The 21,818-nt window shown below is 60.5% G+C and carries 20 protein-coding genes, 1 pseudogene and 1 other annotated feature; of the genes and pseudogenes, 7 read left to right on the forward strand and 14 right to left on the reverse strand.

The annotated features are described in order from the left end of the window. Positions 1-82 precede the first annotated feature (82 nt). From SBC1_RS21405 to SBC1_RS21420, 4 genes are all read right to left on the reverse strand, one after another. The gene (locus SBC1_RS21405) at positions 83-943 is read right to left on the reverse strand and encodes an SDR family oxidoreductase (protein ID WP_165096676.1); all 861 of its coding nucleotides are present in this window, start codon (positions 941-943) and stop codon (positions 83-85) included. 15 nt (positions 944-958) lie between these two features. Next, a complete protein-coding gene (locus tag SBC1_RS21410) occupies positions 959-1,552 on the reverse strand; it encodes a TetR/AcrR family transcriptional regulator (RefSeq protein ID WP_165096673.1) in 594 nt (197 codons plus the stop codon). A 238-nt stretch (positions 1,553-1,790) separates the two neighbouring features. Continuing rightward, positions 1,791-2,417: a tyrosine-type recombinase/integrase gene (locus SBC1_RS21415; RefSeq protein ID WP_165096670.1), complete on the reverse strand. Its 627-nt coding sequence runs from the start codon at positions 2,415-2,417 to the stop codon at positions 1,791-1,793. A gap of 419 nt (positions 2,418-2,836) precedes the next feature. Then, positions 2,837-3,829 (reverse strand): LysR substrate-binding domain-containing protein, encoded by a 993-nt coding sequence (locus tag SBC1_RS21420; RefSeq protein WP_241202243.1) that lies wholly within the window; start codon positions 3,827-3,829, stop codon positions 2,837-2,839. A gap of 101 nt (positions 3,830-3,930) precedes the next feature. On the opposite strand from SBC1_RS21420, the gene metC reads away from it, so the two are divergent. Genes metC through SBC1_RS21440 form a run of 4 tightly spaced genes read left to right on the forward strand, consistent with a single transcriptional unit; the run spans position 3,931 to position 7,393 of the window. Continuing rightward, a complete protein-coding gene (metC, locus tag SBC1_RS21425) occupies positions 3,931-5,094 on the forward strand; it encodes a cystathionine beta-lyase (RefSeq protein ID WP_165101383.1) in 1,164 nt (387 codons plus the stop codon). Between the two features lie 39 nt (positions 5,095-5,133). Then, positions 5,134-5,973: a transporter substrate-binding domain-containing protein gene (locus SBC1_RS21430; protein WP_165096667.1), complete on the forward strand. Its 840-nt coding sequence runs from the start codon at positions 5,134-5,136 to the stop codon at positions 5,971-5,973. 2 nt (positions 5,974-5,975) lie between these two features. Beyond that, on the forward strand, positions 5,976-6,626 hold the full coding sequence (locus SBC1_RS21435) for an amino acid ABC transporter permease (protein WP_165096664.1): 651 nt from the start codon (positions 5,976-5,978) through the stop codon (positions 6,624-6,626). Beyond that, complete coding sequence (locus SBC1_RS21440) at positions 6,623-7,393, forward strand: amino acid ABC transporter ATP-binding protein (RefSeq protein WP_165096660.1); 771 nt, start codon at positions 6,623-6,625, stop codon at positions 7,391-7,393. The genes SBC1_RS21435 and SBC1_RS21440 overlap by 4 nt, the downstream gene beginning before the upstream one ends. A 451-nt stretch (positions 7,394-7,844) precedes the next feature. Here the strand turns inward: SBC1_RS21440 and SBC1_RS21445 are convergent, their stop codons facing one another. From SBC1_RS21445 to SBC1_RS21455, 3 genes and pseudogenes are all read right to left on the reverse strand, one after another. Further along, positions 7,845-8,216 carry a VOC family protein gene (locus SBC1_RS21445; protein WP_165096656.1) on the reverse strand — a complete coding sequence of 124 codons (372 nt, stop codon included), beginning with the start codon at positions 8,214-8,216 and terminating at the stop codon, positions 7,845-7,847. A gap of 188 nt (positions 8,217-8,404) precedes the next feature. Beyond that, positions 8,405-9,139, reverse strand: coding sequence for a peptidase E (locus SBC1_RS21450; RefSeq protein ID WP_165096653.1), 735 nt, complete (start codon positions 9,137-9,139; stop codon positions 8,405-8,407). Positions 9,140-9,250: 111 nt separating this feature from the next. Next, positions 9,251-9,801 (reverse strand): annotated as a pseudogene (locus SBC1_RS21455) (tyrosine-type recombinase/integrase). 239 nt (positions 9,802-10,040) lie between these two features. On the opposite strand from SBC1_RS21455, the gene SBC1_RS21460 reads away from it, so the two are divergent. Both SBC1_RS21460 and SBC1_RS21465 read left to right on the forward strand, forming a co-directional pair. After that, a complete protein-coding gene (locus SBC1_RS21460; RefSeq protein WP_165096648.1) occupies positions 10,041-10,901 on the forward strand; it encodes a GntR family transcriptional regulator in 861 nt (286 codons plus the stop codon). A 36-nt stretch (positions 10,902-10,937) separates the two neighbouring features. Further along, positions 10,938-11,522 (forward strand): YbhB/YbcL family Raf kinase inhibitor-like protein, encoded by a 585-nt coding sequence (locus SBC1_RS21465; RefSeq protein WP_165096644.1) that lies wholly within the window; start codon positions 10,938-10,940, stop codon positions 11,520-11,522. A 28-nt stretch (positions 11,523-11,550) separates the two neighbouring features. Here SBC1_RS21465 and SBC1_RS21470 read toward each other — a convergent pair whose 3' ends face one another. From SBC1_RS21470 to SBC1_RS21490, 5 genes are read right to left on the reverse strand one after another with little or no spacing between them, the layout of a single operon-like run. Further along, a complete protein-coding gene (locus tag SBC1_RS21470) occupies positions 11,551-12,987 on the reverse strand; it encodes an MFS transporter (protein WP_165096641.1) in 1,437 nt (478 codons plus the stop codon). A 58-nt stretch (positions 12,988-13,045) separates the two neighbouring features. Beyond that, entirely contained in the window at positions 13,046-14,512 is a 1,467-nt protein-coding gene (locus SBC1_RS21475; RefSeq protein ID WP_241202242.1) for an MmgE/PrpD family protein, read from the reverse strand. Between the two features lie 42 nt (positions 14,513-14,554). After that, entirely contained in the window at positions 14,555-15,175 is a 621-nt protein-coding gene (gene leuD, locus SBC1_RS21480; protein WP_165096638.1) for a 3-isopropylmalate dehydratase small subunit, read from the reverse strand. Further along, positions 15,168-16,574: a 3-isopropylmalate dehydratase large subunit gene (leuC, locus tag SBC1_RS21485; protein WP_165101377.1), complete on the reverse strand. Its 1,407-nt coding sequence runs from the start codon at positions 16,572-16,574 to the stop codon at positions 15,168-15,170. The genes leuD and leuC overlap by 8 nt, the downstream gene beginning before the upstream one ends. Continuing rightward, positions 16,574-17,458, reverse strand: coding sequence for an oxaloacetate decarboxylase (locus SBC1_RS21490; protein WP_165096633.1), 885 nt, complete (start codon positions 17,456-17,458; stop codon positions 16,574-16,576). The genes leuC and SBC1_RS21490 overlap by 1 nt, the downstream gene beginning before the upstream one ends. A 947-nt stretch (positions 17,459-18,405) precedes the next feature. On the opposite strand from SBC1_RS21490, the gene SBC1_RS21495 reads away from it, so the two are divergent. After that, complete coding sequence (locus tag SBC1_RS21495) at positions 18,406-18,777, forward strand: YciI family protein (RefSeq protein WP_165096625.1); 372 nt, start codon at positions 18,406-18,408, stop codon at positions 18,775-18,777. A gap of 525 nt (positions 18,778-19,302) precedes the next feature. On the opposite strand, the gene SBC1_RS21500 is transcribed toward SBC1_RS21495, so the two are convergent. Both SBC1_RS21500 and SBC1_RS21505 read right to left on the reverse strand, forming a co-directional pair. After that, a protein-coding gene (locus tag SBC1_RS21500) for an IS3 family transposase (protein WP_370469656.1) occupies positions 19,303-20,534 on the reverse strand; the annotation gives its coding sequence in 2 pieces (ribosomal slippage) (positions 19,303-20,243 and positions 20,243-20,534; 1,233 coding nt in all). Further along, positions 20,140-20,256, reverse strand: a sequence feature (AL1L pseudoknot). Its footprint overlaps the gene before it by 117 nt. 23 nt (positions 20,535-20,557) lie before the next feature. Then, on the reverse strand, positions 20,558-21,781 hold the full coding sequence (locus SBC1_RS21505; protein WP_165988999.1) for an IS110 family transposase: 1,224 nt from the start codon (positions 21,779-21,781) through the stop codon (positions 20,558-20,560). Between the last annotated feature and the right edge of the window lie 37 nt (positions 21,782-21,818).

Raw genomic sequence — 21,818 nt, forward strand, 5'->3', positions numbered from 1 at the left:
CATTCTTCGCTCCCGAATAAAATGATATGGAATGCTAATGTTTATGGATATGACCAATAGCTGCAACCTGTACCCACTATTCTCAACCATGGTCCTCATAACCGGTCGGATACTCTTTCAGGAACGCGACGCGAATCAGCGCCTGAAGGATCGAGTCCGGTAGCAAAGACTTTATCAACATCAACAGACCCGCATCCCGGGTCGGAAATCGCAATGTCGAACCGGTGCTGACCGCCGCCCGGTAAATCACACTGGCTACTTTTTCCGGCAACAACGATTTGGCCATGCCATCGGCCATATGTTGGCGGAGCATTGCTATCTCGCGCTCATAGGGTGCATCCGAGATCCACTCATGCTGAAAGCTGGTCCTTATGCCAGACGGTTCGACGAGCCTCATCTTGATGCCGAACGGTGCCAACTCATACCGCAATGATTCGGCGAGGCCTTCCAGCGCGAACTTCGCCGCTACGTACGGTGCCATGAATGGCAACCCAAGCCGACCGGCAATCGAGGTGACGTTGACAATTGTCCCCGTCCGCTTACGCCGCATCCCCGGTAGCACTGCCTTCGTGACCGAGATTGCACCCATCACGTTCGTTTCAAAATGCTTTTGCAATGTCGGGATCTCCATCGCCTCAAGCGGCCCCGCGAGCCCCGTTCCCGCATTGTTGACCAGTACGTCGATGTGGCCAAACCGTTCCTCCACCTCAGCGACCGCGGCCTTTACCGACGCCTGGTCCAAGAGGTCGAGGCGAACGCCAAAGACATCGCCGTCGCTTCTCCAGAGATGCAGATTCCGCGGATCACGCGCCGCTGCTGCTACGGACCAGCCTCTCGAATGGAAATGGTCTACCGTCGCCTTGCCTAGCCCTCCGGACGCACCGGTGACGAGTACGACCCGTTGTCGCCGATTATCTGGAACGATTGATCCATTTCCTCTCATGTTCTGGATACCTCGTCAGGCACTCGTCTTTGTACGAAAGGCATTCAATGCCATGTCTGCGACCTCAAGCAGGTGCTCGGCCGCCGCACCTCCGCGCGCCGAAATCATTAGGCCGGAACGCACGCTAAGCAAATACCGGACAGCCGTCTCCGGTTTGACAGAATCCAGAATTTCGCCAGCCGCAATTCCCTCTCGGACGAGACTTTCCAGCACCAGACCCAGCACTGACCCGCTGCCATCCATTGCTTGCAACACGTCATTTGAACTCTGCCCAAACTCGCCAATCGCGTTGACTCCCATGCAGCCGAGCTTTCTGCGGTCCACCGGGAGGACGCCGGGCTGCGAAAGGACGGTGCGCAGGGCATCCAACGGGGACGCCTCGCCACGAACCCGGGCAACGAGTTCAGACACACTCTGCGCGCTATACAAACGAAGTGCCTCGAGATAAAGCTTTCGCTTGTCGCCAAAGGTGTCATACAGGCTTTGGCGCCCAATGCCCATAGCCTCGGTCAATACGTCGGTCGACGTAGCCTCGTAGCCGCGTTCCCAAAAAACATGCATCGCGACGACGAGAGCCGCGTCTCGATCAAAGGATTTCTTTCTAACCATGGCTCATGCTAACACTGCTTGACTGAACAGTCCAAATAGAATTTGGTGGTTTATGCAAGCGCCATGTCGCTCGCCGGCGCGCACGTAGCACCTCGCTCTCTCAAACTGTATCGTTGAGGCGCTCGATGGCAGGAGAGTGGTGCGGAACGGTCGCTCGCGTGTCTTAACCTGCTCGCACTCGAATGTCTCGTTTTGTTTTGGCCGGACAGCGACCGACCGCCGTCCGGCATGCCTTGGTTCAGACCTCAGTCTGTTCGGCCATCTCAAGTGCATCGTCGACCTCAATGCCGAGATATCGGACTGTGCTTTCAAGTTTGGAATGGCCAAGTAACAACTGGACCGCCCTCAGGTTCTTTGTGCGCCGGTAGATCAGCGATGCCTTTGTCCGACGCATTGTATGGGTTCCGTACGCCGTGTCGTCGAGACCAATCGACGCGATCCAGCGATGCACGAGGCGGGCGTATTGGCGCGTTGAAAGGTGTGGCGACTCGTGAATCCTGCTCGGGAACAGAAAGTCTGACTGCGACAGTCCCGCGGTCCTGATCCACGCTTCCGCGCTATCCCGGGTCTGCTCGGTAAGCTCGAACTGGACCGGACGCTGCGTTTTCTGCTGCATGACCGTTGCCCGTGATGCAACGTGTTGGCCGTGGCAAATATTACGCACTCGTAGCTTGGTCAGATCGCACGCTCTCAACTTGCTGTCGATGGCTAGGTTGAAAATCGCGAGATCCCGTGTCCGCGCCGAAAGTTGCAGGCGAATCCGGATTGCCCAGATCTCCTTCAGTTTCAACGGCGGCTTCTGTCCTGTGAACTTGCTCTTGTTCCACGGGACACGCCCGGGTGTGTTGATCGCGGTCGTCTCCATGACGTTCTCCTTTCGAATGAAGGGAACGTTAGTCTGCGCCGGCTGCCGGTGGTCGCTGCCCGACCCCATTCTTGCCTCTCAGTTAGCTTCTGCGAATGTCACCACCGAGTTCCAAAGCGGCCGTTTGCCGTACGCCGCCGGCGTTGGACGTAGCTGGAGACCGCCGGTTCGTGTTCGCCCTCATCCACGCTCACGAGGGACTATTCGGCACACTTTGCACTGGCAGGTCGTCGACGCATCCGCGACTCCTCGAGGCTTTTGTCGACGCCAGGCTTTCCTTGATTGAAAGATCGTTCACGGGTGCGACGCACACCTGTCGACGGTGCGCAATGGACGCACGCTGTCGTTTGTGTAATGTGAAGATTGGTTGCGTTAGATAGCAGTGCATAGTGACCGCCGATAGTCTGAGAAGCAGAGCACTAGCGGCTTTGGCAAACACGCTCCCCTGCCGGACGGCGACTACGCTTGCGAACGGCAGCTTCGTCCTCCTCTGTCGCCGCAGCGCCTAGCGCCAGTTTGAGCGCCTTCTGGTCACGTTCAAGCTGCATTCTCATGTGCCGCATGAACTGCCTCGCGGTCTCGGTGTGTGGGGTGCCGGGGCGAAACACGAGCACTCCCGTGAACATTACCTCGACGTCAATCGGCTTCACGACGAGCCCTCGCTCTGCGAAGTCCAACGTCACGAGCGGATGAGCGATTCCTATACCGACTCCCGCGAGCGCCAGTTCGCATACCGTGTGCGAATACGGCGTTTCGACGACCGTCTTGAGGCGGATTTCGCGCGCCGTGAGCTGCGTATCCAGGCGCAACCTGGTGCTGTCTTCGGGATTCAGCGCGATGAAGGGAAATTCAGGCAGATCGGCGACGGCGATGAAAGGACGCGCGGCCAAAGGGTGATGCTGGTTCATCACTGCTACAGCCGGCATACGCACGAATACCGAGTGCTCCAGGCCGGCCATCGACATCTCGTCGGACATCAGGCCGAAATCCACCTGTCCCGCCGAGACCTTCTCATGTACTTCGCGCGAGCTCATTACCTGTAGCGATATTTGCACATCTCTGGACGAAGCATCGAACGCCGCGATGACGCGAGGCAGAAAGCCCGTGCCCAGTGCCGGCAGACAGGCGATCGCCAACCGCCCCAATCCGTAAGACCGCAAACTACGGATTCGATGCTCGATGACCTCGAAGCCGCGGAAGTACTGGTCTACCTCTCGCATCAGGGCGACGGCTTCCTGGGTAGGGACGAGCCGGCTGCGTACCCGCTCGAACAGCCCGAAGTCCGCCATGGTTTCCAGACGCCTGATGGCCTGGCTCACAGCCGGTTGCGAGATGCCGAGCAGGGCTGCCGCCTTGCTCGTGCTTCCCGCATTCATGACCGCCCTGAACACCTCAATATCCCGGATTCTCATAACCTGCCCTTATTGACCTAATTATTTCCGATGTTGATGCAAAGCCGGGCGAAAGTAAACTGCAGTCGTCGATACACCACCTCGCAATCACCGAGAGCATGATGACAAGTCATACCCAGAAAGCGCCGCCGCCGTTCCGCAGCCTCTCGCCCGCCGTCGTACGGGCATCCACGGTCGTATTCGATTCTCTCGCCGAGTTTACGTGCCGTAAGGAACGGCAACCGGACGGTTACAGCTATGGCATCACCGGGACGCCAACGGCTCGCCAACTGGAGCATCGCATCGCCGAACTCGAAGGCGGTGCGCATTGCGTGGTAACACCCTCTGGTCAGTCCGCGCTGATGACGACCGTCATGGGTTTCGTGCGCGGTGGCGATCACCTGCTCGTGTCTGCTGCCTGCTACGGCGCGCTGAAGACGTTCGCGGATAAGTGGCTGGCGCACTTCAACGTCGAAGTCGAACTGTATCCGCCAGCAATCGGGGCTGAGATTAATAAGTACATCAAGCCCAACACCCGCATGATCTGCATGGAGTCGCCGGGCACGGTGACGATGGAGATGCCCGACATCCCGGCGATCGTCGAAGTCGCGAAACGCCACGGCGTATTGACAATGATGGACAACACCTGGGGAAGCCCGCTCGCTTTCAAACCGCTCGAACACGGTGTGGACTTCAGCGTCGAAGCCGCGACAAAATTCTTCGGCGGCCATTCTGATTTGCTGGTGGGCTGCATCAGCATGAACGACACGGATTACTACGCGACCGTGCGCGAGACGCAGAGCGTTCTCGGCCAGCAGACCAGCCCCGACGACTGCTTCCTCGTGATGCGCGGTCTGGAAACCCTGAAGGTCCGCTTCGCCGCCCAGAGCGCCGGGACGCTGCAGATTGCGAGGGAACTTGAACGCCACCCGGAAGTGAGCAAGGTGCTGTTCCCGGCGCTACTGTCCGACGCCGGCCACGCCATCTGGAAGCGGGACTTTTCGAGCAGTGGGTGTCTCTTCTCCCTGATTCTCCAGCCTGCTCCGGAGGCTGCGTTCAGCGCGTTCTTCGATGCGCTCCAGCATTTCGCCATCGGTGCGAGCTGGGGGGGCGTGCATAGCCTCGCTGCCTTCTATCCGGCCCCGTTGCAGGCCGAGCGCGCATTCCCGCTGACCGACCAGGCTATTGTGCGCCTTTCGATCGGGTTGGAGGACCCGGCGATGCTACTTGAAGACTTGTTTGCCGGTCTCGACGCATTCAAACGAACCCGCGTAGCCGGTACCTAGTATTTTTCCGTTCAACTGACCTGGACTAGTGAGTACGAGATGAAAACAATCAATGGATGGAGACGCGCTCTCACGGCAGTGAGTTTCGTGGCACTTTGCACGGCGTTCAGCTTTCCCGCTACTGTGCAAGCGGCAGACCTGCTTGCGCAGGCGAAGGCGAGCGGCACACTGCGCGTGGCCAACACTCAGAGCAGTCCGCCGTGGAGCATGCTTGACGAAAGCAATAATCCTGTCGGCTATGACGTCGCGATTGCAAAGGAAGTCGGCAAGCGCATTGGCGTGCCGAATGTAGTATTCATCGCCGATTCGTTCAAGAACTTCGTGGAGGGGCTAAAGACGGGCAAGTACGACCTCGTGATGAACGATCTCACGCCTACGCCTGCACGCGAGCAACAGGTTGATTTCGGCGATCCATACGGCGTGGAGGATTTCCGTATTTTCGTACCTGCCGGCAACACGGACATTAAGGGCAAAGACACGCTTAAAGGCAAGCGGGTGGGCGTGGTCACCGGCTCGAGCAATGAAACATGGGCACGAGCACATCTGAAAGATTCCGATATCCGTTCCTACGACAATGGGGCGCTCATCTTCAACGATCTGGGCAGTGGGCGGATCGACGCGGTAATCATTTCTCACTTTGGCGGCATGAAGTACGCCAACGTCAACCACTTACCCGTGAAGGAAGTAGGCGAACCCTTGATCTATCAGCTGTCAGCACCGGCTATCGTGAAAGGCCAACCGGCCCTGCGCACATCAGTCAATAGGGCGATCGCGGAAATGATGGCTGACGGGACGATTGAGGCTATTGCGAAGAAGTGGGTTGGGAGCGATTACGATATGGCCGGCATGATCGCGAAAGCCAAGGCGCAAAAGGAGTAGTCATGACCGAACTTTTCATGCGCTCGCTGCCGCTGTTGAGGAGCGCGGTGCTGATGACGATCTTTCTCGGCTTAACGTCTTTCGTGCTTGGCTCGACGCTGGGGTTGCTCGTCGCGCTGGCCCGGGTCTCGAGCATGGGCGTACTGCGCGCGCTCGCATTCGCATACGTTTCCGTCTTCCGTGGCACGCCGCTACTGGTGCAGATACTGCTTATCTATTTCGGCTTGCCCCGGTATGGTCTGACACTTGACCCGGTTCCCGCTGCGCTTCTCGCGCTAACGCTGTTCTCAGCAGCGTATCTGAGCGAGAACTTCCGCTCCGGCATCAACGCGGTGGACAAGGGCCAGTGGGAAGCGGCGATGTCGCTGGGCATGGGTTACTGGAAAGCCATGTTGCGGGTCATCCTCCCTCAGGGCTTGCGCATCGCCATTCCGCCCGTCGGCAGCCGCCTGATTGCACTAATCAAAGATACGTCGCTCGCTTCGACCATCACGGTCGTAGAACTAACCCGCGTGGCCGACCAGGTCGGCGCATCCACCTTCCGCTACATGGAAATGTTCCTGATGGTCGGCATCATCTACTGGGGCATCAACCAGATTCTCACGATAGTCCAGACGATCCTCGAGAATCGCTTGTCGAGGCGTTTTGTATGAATACGAATATCAGGACAATCGAAGTTCGTGGGCTTTCGAAGGCCTTCGGCAACAACCAGGTGTTGCGCGGTGTCGACTTCAGCGTATCGAAAGGCGAAGTTGTAGTGGTGATGGGTCCGTCCGGGTCGGGCAAGACCACGCTGCTGCGTTCACTGAATTTCCTCGAAATGCCGGATGCCGGCACCGTGACTGTGTGCGGCATAGATGTTGAATGCGCCGGTTCATCGAAACCGTCTCGCGAGCATCAGAAGAAAATCCGCGCGATCCGTCAGCGCACGGCAATGGTGTTCCAGTCGTTCAACCTGTTTCCGCACAGGACAGCACTGGAAAACGTGATGGAAGGTCCGGTCAGCGTCAAGGGCGTTCCCCGCGCGCAGGCATCGGAGCGCGCAATGCACCTGCTGACACAGGTTGGCCTGGCGGCAAAAGCCAACGAGTATCCGGGACGGCTGTCCGGCGGTCAGAAGCAGCGCGTAGCGATCGCGCGGGCGCTCGCGATGGATCCGGAAGTCATACTCTTCGACGAGCCCACTTCCGCTCTCGATCCAGCGCTGCGAGAGGATGTCCTAAACGTAATGCGCGATGTCGCCAAACTGGGCATGACAATGCTGATCGTCACGCACGAAGTGCGGTTTGCGCGAGATGTTGCGGATCGGGTCGTTTTCATGGACGGCGGCGTGGTTGCTGAAGACAAGACACCGCAAGCCTTCTTTGGTGAGGGCATCAGTCCACGCGTAAGGCAGTTCCTTCATCTGATCGAGACCTGAGCGTTGAGTCCGCCGAGAAAAATCGTCCCTGCGTACTGCCGGTCGCGCACCGTTTCCATCCGGATAGCCCGTGGTGCAGGGACGGATTGCTCGAGCGGAAGGCGTCGTCGGCGAGAATCTCCATTTGAATCTAAGCCGCTGTACAAAGCGCGTGAAAACGAAGTTGGCTCGCCCGATGAATCGAAGGCCGCCGTCGCTTTACCAAATGGCGACTCGTCGCTGATCAGGAGACATTCGCCATGCGACTGCGAAAGACTGTTTATGGCCGAACCCGGGCCGACGCAAACCTCGCAGGATCGCTGATCGCAGCAGATATGCGAAAGGCATGGACCAAGACCCGCATGGGACGGTCGAGTCGCTCGATACCGGGCATTCAGACGGATGAGGTGAGCATTGATTAGGGGCGATGCGTTCGACATCTCTGACCTCCAGCGAAGCGGAAGTTCGTCATCTAATCGGACTGGGAAAGCTGAAAGACGTTTCCCTCAGGGTCCTCTCCGTCGCACATCAATTGGGCGAAGCCCTCGTAGCGTTTCAAGTCACGCATTCGAACACCCGCGCTCAACAGTTTCTCGCGCAACGCTGATAGCCCAGACTCCACCGAAAAGACGATTTTCGCGTTCGAAGTATTGGCTTGCTTTGGTAGCTCGCGATAGGGCTCGCCAACTCTGTGGAAAGTAATCTCAATTGAACCGGCCTTCAGCACAACCCATTCGTTCTCGATTTCTTCGGCGACCCGAAACCCGAAATGGGTCTGATAGAACGACTTCAGCAACTCAACATCACGGACGTAAAGTATCAACCTGGACATGAGAACCGGCATTGGACTCTCCGAATATGGTGAGACTGGTGACTTGCCCGGATTGTCGTCGATTTTGATCGAGCAGTCGACGGACCGCTCCTGGCCGCTGCCAGCCTGACGCGGATCGGCAGCTCGCACCCCGAAGGATGTTTTACACCTCCAAAACTAAACATCTAAATAGGTGGTTCAGCGCACCGCGTCGATCATCATCAGCCCGCGGCACCATCTAATTGAACAGCGACAAGCGGCGTCTCAAGAATCTCATCGTCAACCTTCTCGACACGATAAGCGGTCGAAACGGGTGCCCAAGAAACGACCTTCTCGATCTCGCGATCCGCAAAAAGAACGGCAGCGCGATCGTCAATAGCAACGGTGCGCGGCATCCTTCCAAGACGCATTTCCGATAAAAAATTTACGCGCCTCTCTGGAATATTAACGTTGCTGTAGTGGGCTGCACAGGCTCCTGAAATAAAGCCCAAACCGCGCTGCAAACCGTAATTCCCCTGTTCAAACGGCCCGCCTAAGCCTGTCTCGAACCAACACATGGCACCGGCGCTCATACCGGCGAGGAGAACACCCCGGTTCCACGCTTCCGAAAGAGTCTCATCTAAGCCCCACTCCCGCCACACCGCCAGCGCGGACTTAAGATGTCCACCACCAACGAATATCGCGTCTTGACTCAGAAGCCGTTGCTTGTAGTCGGTGTAGGGAATTACGTTGGAACCCCATCCGTTAAAGAACGAGAGTGTTGCCGTTTCGAAGCCGAGAGTTCCATAGGCAGCATGGAACTTGTCGATTTGCGCGGTGTTATCTCCGCTAGGAGTTGGAATGAAACAGATTCGGGGGCGGGACTTTCCCATCAACTCCTGGATGTACGCGTCGATGGGCGATGCTTCCTTTTCAGTCGTAAATCCACCGCCGCCGATTGCAAGAATCCGCCGCATCTTGTCTCGCCTCCAATGGACAGGTGCATGCATTGTCGGCGATCTACGTGCCAAAGTCGATTGGCCGGTTTTGGCCGGACAGTGATCGACGGCCGTCCGGCCGCTTGCTACTCAGATCTCGGTCTGTTCCGCCATCTCAAGGGCATCATCGACCTCGATGCCGAGGTATCGGACTGTACTTTCAAGTTTGGTGTGACCAAGCAGCAGTTGTACCGCACGAAGGTTTTTTGTACGGCGGTAACTCAGCGAAGCCTTCGTCCGGCGCATCGTGTGGGTCCCATAGGCCGTGTCGTCGAGCCCTATCGATTTTATCCATCGATGGACGATCCTCGCGTACTGGCGGGTCGAGATATGGGGAGAGCCGTGAATGCGACCCGGGAACAGAAAGTCTGAAGGAGCCGGCCCTGCTGCCGCAATCCAGCATTCCACGCTGTCCCGTGTTTGCTCCGTGATTTCGAATTGCACGGGCCGCTGCGTTTTCTGTTGCATGACGATTGCCCGGGGTACTACGCGGGTGCCCAAGCAGACGTCGCGCACCCGAAGCTTCGTCAGATCGCACGCTCGAAGCTTGCTGTCGAGCGCCAGATTGAACTTTTTTGCCCGGTTAGCTTGTCTTTGTTCCACGGCACGCGCGCCGCGGAGTTGTTAGCAGTCGCTTCCATGACAACTCTCCTTTAAGTTAAAGGGAGAGTTAGTCTGCGTCGACTGCCGTTGGGGCGATACCCGACCCGTTGCGGCCGGTCGTCTGGCGCAAGCGAATGTCCTCAACCGGGGACATTTCGGCCGGTCACAGCGCGTGACGTTTTTTGAGCTTTTCAACCCTATACCGTCGGCCGAGCCTGGGCGTTTGTTATAGTGTAGTTATGTTAATATAAACAGCATATCGCCGCGCGCCACCGTCATGACACTTCGCCCTGGATCTTCTTCCACTTCGCTTCCGCGTTCTCGCGGCACCTCGCTACATCGTCAGATCTTCGTGGTGCTGCGCGAGCGCATAGTTACCGGTCGTTATGCTGCTGGTTCGGTGCTGCCGAGAGAAGAAGATTTGTGCGAGCACTTTGGCGTCTCGCGGATTACCGCGCGCCGCGCGCTGGCGGACCTCGAAGCGCAGGGCTTCGTACAGCGTCGCCAAGGGCTCGGCACGTTCGTGCGCCCCGATCTTCCGGTGGTGCGACCTGCGGCAACGCTGGGTTTTGTCGATGCCCTCCACAAGACCGCGACCGAAACCAAAGTCGAAGTGTTGAGTGTTGGTGTCGAAAGCGTGCCTGCCTCGATCGGCGCGTTGCTGCAACTCGCGCCGGACGAGCAGGCGCTGCATGCACTGCGTCTGCGCAAGACGGGCGACGTGACGTTGATGGTGTCCGACGCGTGGATCCCCGAGCGGTACGGCAAGACCCTCACCGCGAGCCGTCTGAAGAAGCAGGCGCTGTACGAAATCCTGATGAGCCAGGGCGTCGAATTCGGCCGCGTGATACAGGAAGTCACCGCAGTCGCCGCCGATCCGACATTCGCGCGCTGGCTCAACACCGACGTCGGCATGCCGCTGCTGAAGGTGACGCGCATCGTCTACGACGCATCGCGTGAGCCGGTGCAGCATCTGACGCTTACGGTCTCGCCGGAACACAGTCGCATCGTGACCGATATGTCGGTCGACCGGATCAATGCGCTGAGCACCGGCCAGATCGTCCACGACGTCCATCCGCTTCCTGCACAGAACAGCGGCGCGCCGCGCGCGCCAGGCCAAACAAAGCGTCGCGCGTAGCGCAACGCGGGCTTGGCCGGCTTCACGAGGATTCTTATGGCATTGAGCATCGGACGTATGTTGAAAAACGTGCGCGCGGGCGAAGCGCATCTATTGTGCCGGCAAGAGGAAATCGTGTCGGTGCGCCCGTCCGTCGTGTTGGGCAGCAGTGCGTTCGTCGACGGCGGCTCGATCCCGGCCGAATATGCAGGTCACGGCGTCGGCACGAACGAATCGCCCCCGCTACATTGGTCGGGCGTTCCCGACAGAACCGCGGAGCTCGTGTTGGTCGTCGAAGATCCGGACGCACCGTTGCCGCGCCCATTCGTGCACCTGATCGCAACCGGCATTGCGCCTCAAATCCGGTCTTTTGCGCGCAACGCGTTATCCGCTGACGTTGCGGCAGCACGCGGCATCGCGCTCGGACGCAACACGTTTGGCCGTCGCGAATATGCGGGCCCGCGTGCGCTGCCCGATCACGGGCCGCATCGTTACGTGTTCACCATTTTTGCACTCGCGCGCCGCTTGCCAGCTAGCCACCCATACAACAAGCGCCGTCTGCTGACGGCGCTCGAAGGTTCGGTGATCGGCTGGGGGCGCCTCGACGGTTTCTTTGAAAGAGTCAGCGGAACGCGCCGTTGAGCACAACGTCAATGGCGCCTTCCCTCGCTCACTGGGTGAGCGATTCCAGCGACCGCCCGTTGGTGCGCGGCCCAAGCAGCCCGATCGAGATCGCCACCATCGCCATGCTCGCCGCAATCAGCAACAGCGCACCAGACACCCCTGCCCGGCTCAGCGCCCACGACACGAGAAAGCCGCTGAATACGCCGGAGAGGCGGCTCCACGAATAAACAAAGCCGACCGCGCGCGCCCGAATTCTCGTCGGATATAGCTCAGATTGATAGGCGTGAAAGTTGTACGAGAGCGTGGTCGCGCCCAGCGTCACGAGGCCGCCAGTCAGCACGATGAGCGCCGGGTTGCGCGTCGCCGCGAACAGCAGCCCCGCAACGGCCACCACTACCGACGATGTCACGATCTGCCACTTGCGCTCGAAGCGATCCGCGTACAGCAGCGCGAGCAGCGGACCGCACGGCATCACGAGCGTAATGCCCATCGTGTAGGCGAGACTCGCCGTCACCTCGATTCCCTGGTGCACGAGAAAAGTCGGCACCCAGTTCGAAAAACCGTACAGGCCGATGGTCTGAAACACGTGGAATGTACTCAGCATCACCGTGCGTGACAGATAGCGCCGGCTGAAGATTTCGCTTAAACGGCCGTGCTCGATCACTTCGCCCACGCTGGGTTCCGGCTTCGGCAATGGCCGCCCCGTTTCGCGTTCGACACGTTGCTCGAGCGCGGTGAGCACCGCGTCGGCCCGCCCCTGTTCGCCGTGCGACGCGAGCCAGCGCGGACTTTCGGGAATCCGCGTGCGGATCCCCCACACGAGGATCGCGGCGATCGAGCCTGCGAGCACGACCCATCTCCAACCGTCGAGTCCGAGTGGCGCGAGCGGCACCAGTTGCCACGCGAGCAGCGCAATCGTCGGTACCGACAGATACGTGATCACCTGATTGAGCGCGAACGCGCGGCCTCGCATCTGCCGCGGCACGAGCTCGCTCAGGTAACTATCGATCGTTACCAGTTCGACGCCGAGACCGATCCCGACCATGAACCTCCAGAAATTCAGGCCCCACGCGGTCGTCTGAAAGGCCATCACCGCCGCCGACGCCGTGTACCACAGCAACGCGAACGTGAACACCGAGCGCCGGCCGAACCGATCGGCGATCGCGCTGAACAGCAGCGTGCCGACCAGCAACCCCGCGAACGCCGCCGCGATGAAACTGGCGATGCCGGTCATGCCGAAGAAGCCGCGCGTGGTCTCAGTGAGGATCCCCGAACGGACAATGCCCGGCGCGAGATAAGCGGTCGAAAACAGCTCGTAGAACTCGAAGAAACCGCCGAGCGAGATCAGCACGACGAACGTCCAGATCGTGCGGCTCGGCGGCAACCTGTCAAGGCGCGCACCGATGGTGCCGGTGGTGGCGACCGAGGCGGCCTGGGCTGGCTCGCAGGCGACGTCGCCCACCGTTTTGAATAACGATGACATGTGCTCTCCTCCACAAAGGGATTGTTTATAGCCGCCATTGCAGCGGCAACGTCTGCGCTCAGGCGAGCGCGTCTTTCACCGGCGGCGCAAGCTCGGCGATCAGTTCACGCACGTCGCCGAGTTGCTCGATGCGCAGCACGAGTTCTTCAATGCGCGACTGCCGCGCGCGATCGATTACCTCGCTCGTCAGCGAACGGAACTTGTCGCGAATCTCGTCGTTCGACAGCAGCGGAATCGGCCGTCCGCGCGGATGACGCAGCAACTGGTCTTCGTTTCGGCCATCGTTGAAGAACATCCGTAAGCGGGTGGCGCCGCGAGCGAGCGGGCCGTCGGCATCGAACGACCTGTCGTGGCGCACGGTGATGCGCTTCATCAGCGCCCAGACATCATCCTGGTCGATGCGAGCGGGGCTGAACTGTTTCATGCGCGCTTCGCCGTCGATCGCCGCGACCGCAACTGCGTAAGCGAGATTCATCTGCGCGCCGATCGGCGTGAGCGGCCGGGTCGGCTGCCAACCGCCGTGATGAAATGCGGCGCTCGCCAGATCGAGTTCGATCCGTTCGATATCGTCGGCGGCGAATGGCCGTTCCGCGCGGATCCGCAACACCGCTTCGATCGGCGCGAGCAACGCGCCCATTGCCGGATAGCGCTTGATAATGATTTTTTCGGTCTCCCACGTCGTGCCGAGATTCGCGGCGATCTGCGACGCGTCCGGCGCATGACCTTCGCCGAAAGTCGACAGGAACCCGCCGTAATCGCGCTCGAACACGCGCTTGATACCCGTGTAACCGCCCTTGGCGAGCGCCGCCGCGTAAAGTCCCGCACGCGACGCGAAACCGTGGTGCATCCGTTTGGACATCGCCTCGAACTGCGCGGCCATCAGTCCGCCGGATTGGGTGCCGGCAAGCCCCAGCGCATCTTCGAAGGCAGCGGCGTCAAGCTGGTGCAGTTTGCCTGCGGCCGCGGCGCTCGCGTGCGTGCCGAACACCGCGCCCGAATGCCAACCGCGCGACAGCATCTGCGAACCATGCAGCGCGAGACCCACGCGCGGTCCGACCTCGTAGCCGCACATCGCCGCAAGCAGGAAATGTGCGCCGTTCACACCGCCGAGCAGCTCCGTGCTCGCAAACAGCGAAGGCAACACGACCGATGCACCATGCAACGGCGCGAGCGGATGAAAGTCGTCGAGTTCGAAGCCTTGAATAAAGGTGCCGTTGAGCAGCGCCGCCGCCGGCGCGCTGGTCCTGGTACCCCAGCCGATCAGGCTTGCGCGTCCCTCACCTTCGAGTGCGCAAACCAGTTCGACCGCCTTGCGCGACCACGCAAGTTGCGCGCCGACGAGCGCACAGCCGATGCCGTCGAGGGTCAGATATTTGCCGCGCTCAAGCGCGGCGGCGGGAATGTCGTCGAACCGCACCGTCGCGAGCCAGTTCGCGAGCCGCCCGGTCGGGCCGGACGGATCGGTCGGCGCGCCGGCTATGGATGCGGCCGTTTCCAGTGAAGCGCTTGCGGCCATCGTCATCATGATTTCCTGAAAGTTAAGAAGGATGTCGAGGTTCGCCGTGCGTCACGCGCGCGCCTGAACGCTCTGCCAGATCCAGGGCCGCTGCTCGCGGTCCGCGCTTTGCCACGCTTCGATCCGCTCGCGCTGGCGCAATGTCTGTGTGATCTCGTCGAGACCTTCGAGCAGTGCGTCGCGGCGAAGCGCCTCGATTTCAAACCCGAACTCGGCGTCGCCCGCGATGATCCGCTGCGTCACCAGGTCGACGGTCACTGTCGTGCCCGCGCTCGACAGGCCGGCAAGCAGCTGAATCAGCGCGGCATCGAGCTGCACCGGCAGCAGGCCGTTCTGGAAGCAGTTGTTGTAGAAGATTTCGCCGAAGCTCTCGGCGATCACGCAGCGAATCCCTGCCGCCATCAGCGCCCACACCGCGCCTTCGCGCGACGACCCGCAGCCGAAATTCGCACCTGTCAGCAGGATCGGCGCGTGCCGCCACGAAGGCCGGTTCAGCACGAATTCCGGATCCTCGCTACCGTCGGGACGCAGGCGCAGCGCTTCGAGCGCGTACTGCCCTAGCTCGTGACGCGGCTTCTGTGTGAGCCGCTCGATGCGGATCACGGTGTCGGTATCGATATTCGGTCTCAGCAACGGCGCGGCGGCGCCCGTAATGGTGGTGACCTTATCCATCAGCGAGCCTCCTCGGATCGGCGATCACGCCCATCACCGCAGCGGCGGCCGCGCTTTGCGGACTGGCGAGATGGGTGCGTGCGCCCGGCCCCTGGCGGCCGACGAAATTGCGGTTCGACGTCGACACCGAGCGCGCGCCCGCAGGCACGGTCTCGCCGTTCGCCGCAACGCACATGCTGCAACCGGGCTCGCGCCATTCGAAGCCGGCCTCCCTGAATACGCGGTCGAGCCCCTCGGCCTGCGCGTCGCGTTTGACCTGCTCGGAGCCCGGCACGACCCACGCGCGCACGCCGGGTGCGACGCGCCGGCCGCGCGCGATGCTAGCCGCTTCGCGCAAATCCGAAAGCCGCGAGTTCGTGCACGAGCCGATGAACACCCAGTCGACCGGCGTGCCAGCGAGATGCTCGCCGGGTTTCAGGCCCATGTAGTCGAGCGCGTTGCGCCATGCGTCGCGGCGTGCCGCGTCGGGGGCGTCGTTCGGATCGGGAATGCGCTCGTCGATCGGCATCGCATGCTCGGGGCTCGTACCCCACGTGAGCATCGGGCGCACGTCGGCGGCATCGAACGACACTTCACGGGCGAACTGCGCGTCGTCGTCGGACGGCAGCGTGCGCCAGTCCGCCACCGCCCGCGCGAACAGCTCGCCGCGCGGCGAAAACTCGCGGCCTTCCAGATACGCGAATGTCGTATCGTCGGGCGCGATCATGCCGAACTTCGCGCCCATTTCGATCGACAGGTTGCAGATGGTCAGCCGCGCTTCGACACCAAGCTGCCGGATCGCCGGCCCCGCATATTCGACCGCGTAGCCGATGCCGGCGCGCGCGCCGAGCTTGCCGATCAGATACATCACCAGGTCCTTCGCGAACACGCCGTTGAGCAGCCGGCCCTCGAAGCGGACGCGCATCGTGGCTGGCTTGCGTTGCCATAGCGTTTGCGTCGCAAGCGCATGCGTGAGTTCGGACGAGCCGATGCCGAACGCGAGCGCGCCGACGCCACCGTTCGTGCACGTATGGCTGTCCCCGCAGACGAGCGTGCTGCCTGGTTGAACGACGCCAAGCTCGGGGGCCATCACGTGCACGATGCCCTGGCCGGTTTCGCCTAGATCGAAGAAACGGATCCCGTTGTGCGATGACAGCTTCTTCAGTCCGGCCCACAGGCGGGCGCCGCCTGCGAAGGTTTCGCCGGTGCGGCCGGGCTGCGTCGAGACCGCGTGATCCGGCGTGGCGAACGACAGTTCGGGATGAGCGATCGCAAGACCGCGTTCAGTCATCGCATTCAATGCTGCAGTGCCGGACAGATCGTGCAGCAGCAGGCGGTCGATATGCAGCAGCGCCCAGTCGTCGCCGGCTTTCGCGATCACATGGCGCTGCCACACTTTGTCGAATAACGTCGAAGCAATCACGATGTGCTCCCGTCGGCGACGGCTTCGTCGCGAAAGCGTGTGCGGATCGCGTCCCACTCGTCAGAGCCGAGCCGGCGGAAGCGTTCGCGCACCGACGCATGACCGGCCGATGCAGGCGGCATCTGCGTGTCGCGCAGTCCTTTGAGCACGCTGTCGCAACTTTCGATCACCGCGCCGAGCAGCAGGCTCGGCAGGATCGCAACCCGATAGCCCATCTCGCCGATTTCTCGCAGGCCGATGTCCGGCGTCTTGCCGCCGCGCACAATGTTCAACAGACACGGCCCGTCGACTAGGCGCGGCACCGCCGCGACTTCGTCGAGCCCTTGCGCGGCTTCGACGAATGCAATATCGGCGCCTGCATCGAGCGCGGCGTTCGCGCGCCAGATCGCTTCATCCAGACCCACGACAGCGCGCGCGTCGGTGCGCGCGATCAGCACGAAATCGGGATCGGGGCGCGCGCCCACCGCGGCGCGGATTTTTGCAATGAATTCTTCGCGCGACACCAGTTCCTTGCCGTCGAGATGGCCACAGCGCTTGGGCGCGAGCTGATCTTCGATATGAATGCCGGCGACACCGCGCTGCGCATATTCGCGTACGGTTCGCGTGACGTTCAGCTCGTTGCCGAAGCCAGTGTCCGCATCGGCGATCAGCGGTACGGACACGCTGCGTGCGATCACGCCGGCGTTCTCGACCATCTCGGTCATCGTCAACAGCCCGTAGTCGGGATATCCGCGCGCGGCTGCGGTGCCTGCGCCAGTCATGTACAGCGTGGTGAAACCAGCCTGTTCGGCGAGGCGCGCGGTCAATCCGTCAAAGACGCCAGGAGCAACGACAAGTTCGCGATTGCTTAGATGTTCACGCAGGATAGACGCATGTGTCATATGAGTAGCTCGTTATTTAAGGGACCAACCGACGAATACGGGGACGCTCCCGCTGGGTTCGATATTCACGCGAAGCCGCGAAGCTCGATCATCAGATCAGGCATCAAGTGCATGCGCTGGTTTGACCGTTCGCCAGATCAGCGCGGCGAACTTGACTGGAACGTCTTGAATGTTGTTATAACTGTATAACAACATAATTTCAAGTAGTGTTTGCGTCGATAATCTCTTGTAACGCTTCGAGGTGCCGCACATTGCGCGGGTCACCGGAACAACAACCCGCACCCCAGGCACTTACGCTGTCGTTGGCGTTTCATGGACTGGCCCGCCATGGGGCCAGATCATGTGCCTTCGCGCGCGAGCTGAGCCGACCCGGCTCGTGCGCGAAGAATCAGGCACAACACCACCGCCCAGCGACAGAAAGGACCGAAGAAGAACCGAAGAAAAGCCAGGTTCTAGAGGGATGAACTTGAAGAAAATGCCGGAAGAAAAAGCACTTTCACGCCGTCAGTTTTTGACGACTTTCAGATCGCCAATGACATTCCCAGACGCAACTGCGTTTTTGATCGCGACGGGCGCGAAAAATAGGCGGCTTGCGATGACAGTGTTCCGCCTGCGACGGGAATTCGGTACGGCGGCGTACTGGCACACGAAAGCGAAGGCAGTTCATGCCTCATAGCCTCTTGACCGCTGCCGCCGTCGCAGAGTTAAGCAGAAATTTGGCTGCCAACAAACTGCAAACGGACATTCGCAAAGTTTGACTGGATGACTCAAAGTGGCCGAACCCCGTCCTCTCGAATCTTGAAGTCTTTCCCCATCCGTCCGTCTACGTCGGGCAGGAGGGGACCCGAAGCGGACAGGCTGGTGAGACCCGCTACAAACTAGCCAGAGGATTGTCGATTTCCGATCATCATATTCGTCGTTAGTGAACCCCATTCAAAGGATTTCCCATGAAATACCTCGGCCTGGCCTACTTCTCCCCCGAAAAATTCGCCGCGATGGCGCCAGACGAAATCAAGGAATTGGTGAGCCAGTGCCCGGCATTGGACGAGAAGATGCGCGCTACCGGCAAGGTTCTGATTTCCGCCTCCCTTGGCGATCTGGACAAGTGGAGGACGCTTCGCCCGCGCACTGGAGAGACGCGCATCACCGATGGGCCTTACACCGAGTCGAAGGAAGTCGTGGGCGGCCTATTCATCATCGAGGCGGACAGCCTTGACGGGGCGTTACGCATCGCGTCCATGCACCCGGCTGCCACACTGGGCGAAGAAGGCGGATGGGCCGTCGAGCTTATCCCCTTGGACTTCTATCTGGCGCGATGAGGATTTGGACGCCTGTCTCAGAAGGCGTTGGCGTTCCTTTTACCGCAGACACCTTCACTGCGTCGGGAGTCATCGCGGCGATGTACGCTCCTGGCCGGGTACTGCCTTATGCGATTGGCACACCTGCTTGAGCCCCGCACGGCTGCGGTCGGCAGCACGCGACCCTTCGCTGCCATTGGAGTCGTTCCTTCGCAACGGGCTGTTGTCAGAGCCTCAACCGACCTTCGCTCACGGGTAGATAGATGTGCGCTACGTCAGGCTGTTGCTGTAACCGCTCCGCCATTGGTCCATCCACGGTCGCGCAGCTAGCGGAGATATCTGCAGTTGCTGTAGAAGATCCAAAGCAGAATGTAGAAGCCGAGTCACACAGCACCGGTGACGGAGATCTCGCGAGATCATCGCGCTACCGCCCTGGTCATTCCCCCAATACTCCGCCTGCGTCGTCGAGGACCGTCATGGTCTTGTCCATGACCGGCAATCTGAGCATCAGTTGAACCGCCCCGGGAATCGTGGAGGCTGCTTGGTTTAAGTTAATACGGGTTCAACGGCGGATGTTTCAAGTTGCCGGTAGTAGTTTGCCTCAGCTTCAGCGGGCGGGATATAGCCAAGCGGTTCCATCAGCCGATGGTGATTGAACCAGGCCACCCATTCCAGCGTTGCCAACTCGACGGACTCACGTGTTTTCCAGGTGCGGCGATGAATCAGTTCAGCCTTGTACAAGCCGTTGATCGTTTCAGCGAGGGCATTATCGTAGCTATCGCCCCGACTGCCGACCGACGGTTCGATGCCCGCTTCGGCGAGCCGCTCGCTATAGCGAACGCTGACGTATTGCGAACCTCTGTCGGAGTGGTGTATCAGCATTCCGTCGCCGCCTGGTCGCCGTGCGTAAAGTGCCTGTTCAAGCGCATCCAGAACGAAGTCCGTGGTCATCGACGTGCTGACGCGCCAACCAACGATCCGCCGAGCGAACACGTCGATCACGAACGCGACGTACAACCAGCCCTGCCACGTCGAGACGTAGGTGAAGTCCGAGACCCAAAGCTGGTTTGGCCGCGAAGCGTTGAACTGGCGATTGACCCGATCCAGCGGGCGCGGGGCGCAGGCATTGGGGACGGTCGTGCGAACACGCTTGCCTCGCATCACGCCACGCAAACCCAGTCGCCTCATCAATCGTTCAACGGTGCAGCGAGCCACCTCGATGCGCTCCCGGTTCATCTGCTTCCAGACCTTATCCGCGCCGTACACTTGCATGTTGGCCTGCCAGACACGCTTGATCTCGGGTTGCAGAAGTTCATCGCGTATCGCGCGAGCACAGCGCCGCGACGGATCGCGAAGTTGCGCGGCATGACGCCGATAGCCCGACGGGGCAATCCGCAAGACCTTGCAGATCGACTCGACCCCGAAGGTGTCGCGATGCTGATCGACGAAGGCCTTCAGGACTTCAGACGGCGGTCGAGCTCCGCCTGGGCGAAAAACGCGCTCGCCAACTTCAGAATCTCGTTGGCGCGGCGCAGTTCCTTGTTCTCACGTTCCAGCGTCTTGAGGCGTTCACGCTCCGACGTGGTCACGCCTTCGCGCTCGCCGCTGTCGATCTGCTCACGCTTGACCCAGCCCAATAGGGTCTGGCTCGAACAACCGATCATCGGCGCAATGGTTTCAACAGCTGCCCACAGTGACGGGTGCTCGCCACGCTGCTCGCGCACCAGACGAACGGCGCGCTCTCGGACTTCAGGGGAAAATTGGCTTGGCTTGCTCATGGCTCCATTCTGGTAAGAAGCCGTTATGACGGGGAAGCTGGCTGCACCGGATATCCAAGATCCGTGAGGCGTTTTAGTAATCGCTTAACGGTGCTCTGCATGTCGTGCCGGGTGAAATAGTCTGCACCGAGATCTGCGTATTCCACGCCATTGCGAAGCATGTGCCACGCTGCGGTGAGCATCGACGCAGCCACTGCGATGATTGCTTTCTTTGAACCGCGCCGCGCCTTGACGCGAGTGAACTGGGCGAACAGGTAGCTGTTCTTCGTACGTACTGCGGCCCATGCGGCAGTCACGAGTGCCGTCTTGAGCCATGTGCCGCTCTTGCGGACACGCGTACTGCGGCGCTTACCGGCGCTCTCATCATTGCGGGGACACAGTCCGGCCCACGATATGAGGTGAGCGGAATCGGGAAAGCGCGTCATGTCGACCCCAATCTCGGCCACCAGGACCCGCGCGGTCAGGTCACCGACGCCGGGAATGGTTCTTAGCAGTTGAACGTGCTGCCGGATTGGCGTCAGAGCAAGTCCCACGGCGGCATCCAGTTCAGTCAGCGCGTGCTCAAGGGCGTCGATGAGCTGCAAATGCAGCGCGAGCATCGTACGGTGATGTGAAGTTATGCGGCCGCGCAATGCTTCGCGTAGTTCACTCGTCTTCTTGCGCGCGTGACCTTGCGCCAGTGCCGCGAGCAGCACCGGATCGTTCTCGCCCGAGATGATGGCCTTCAGAATCGCGCGTCCGCTGCCGCCAAGTACGTCAGAAAGGACACTGCCCAGTTTGAGATTGGCATCCTCGAGCACCTTCTGGACACGCAGACAATGCTGGGCGATCTCGCGCGTCAGCTGTTTGCGTGTGCGTGTCAGATCACGTAACTCCTGGATCGCGGCCGGCGGGACGAAGCTGGAGCGGATCAGCCCGTGTGCGAGCAGGTCTGCGATCCACGTCGCATCGTTCACATCGGTTTTGCGGCCAGGCACGTTCCGAATATGCGCAGCGTTGCCCAGCACGAGTTCGAAGGAGCCCTCGAGAACGTGCCACACTGGCTTCCAGTAAACGCCGGTGGCTTCCATTGCCACGTGGGAACAGCCATGGACGGCCAGCCAGTCCGACAGCGCCAGCAATCCCTTAGTGGTACTGTAAAATCTCTGCACTTCACGGTGCTCCGGCGCTGACACACAACGGACGCAGGCGACGATGATGTCCTTATGTATGTCCAGCCCGGCACAGCGCGGATAGAGTACCTGCATGCTGCCCTCCTGCAAGATAGAGAATGGCAGCGGCGAC

Origin of the sequence: Caballeronia sp. SBC1 (assembly GCF_011493005.1) — a bacterium.
In the GTDB taxonomy this organism is placed as follows: Bacteria; Pseudomonadota; Gammaproteobacteria; order Burkholderiales; family Burkholderiaceae; genus Caballeronia.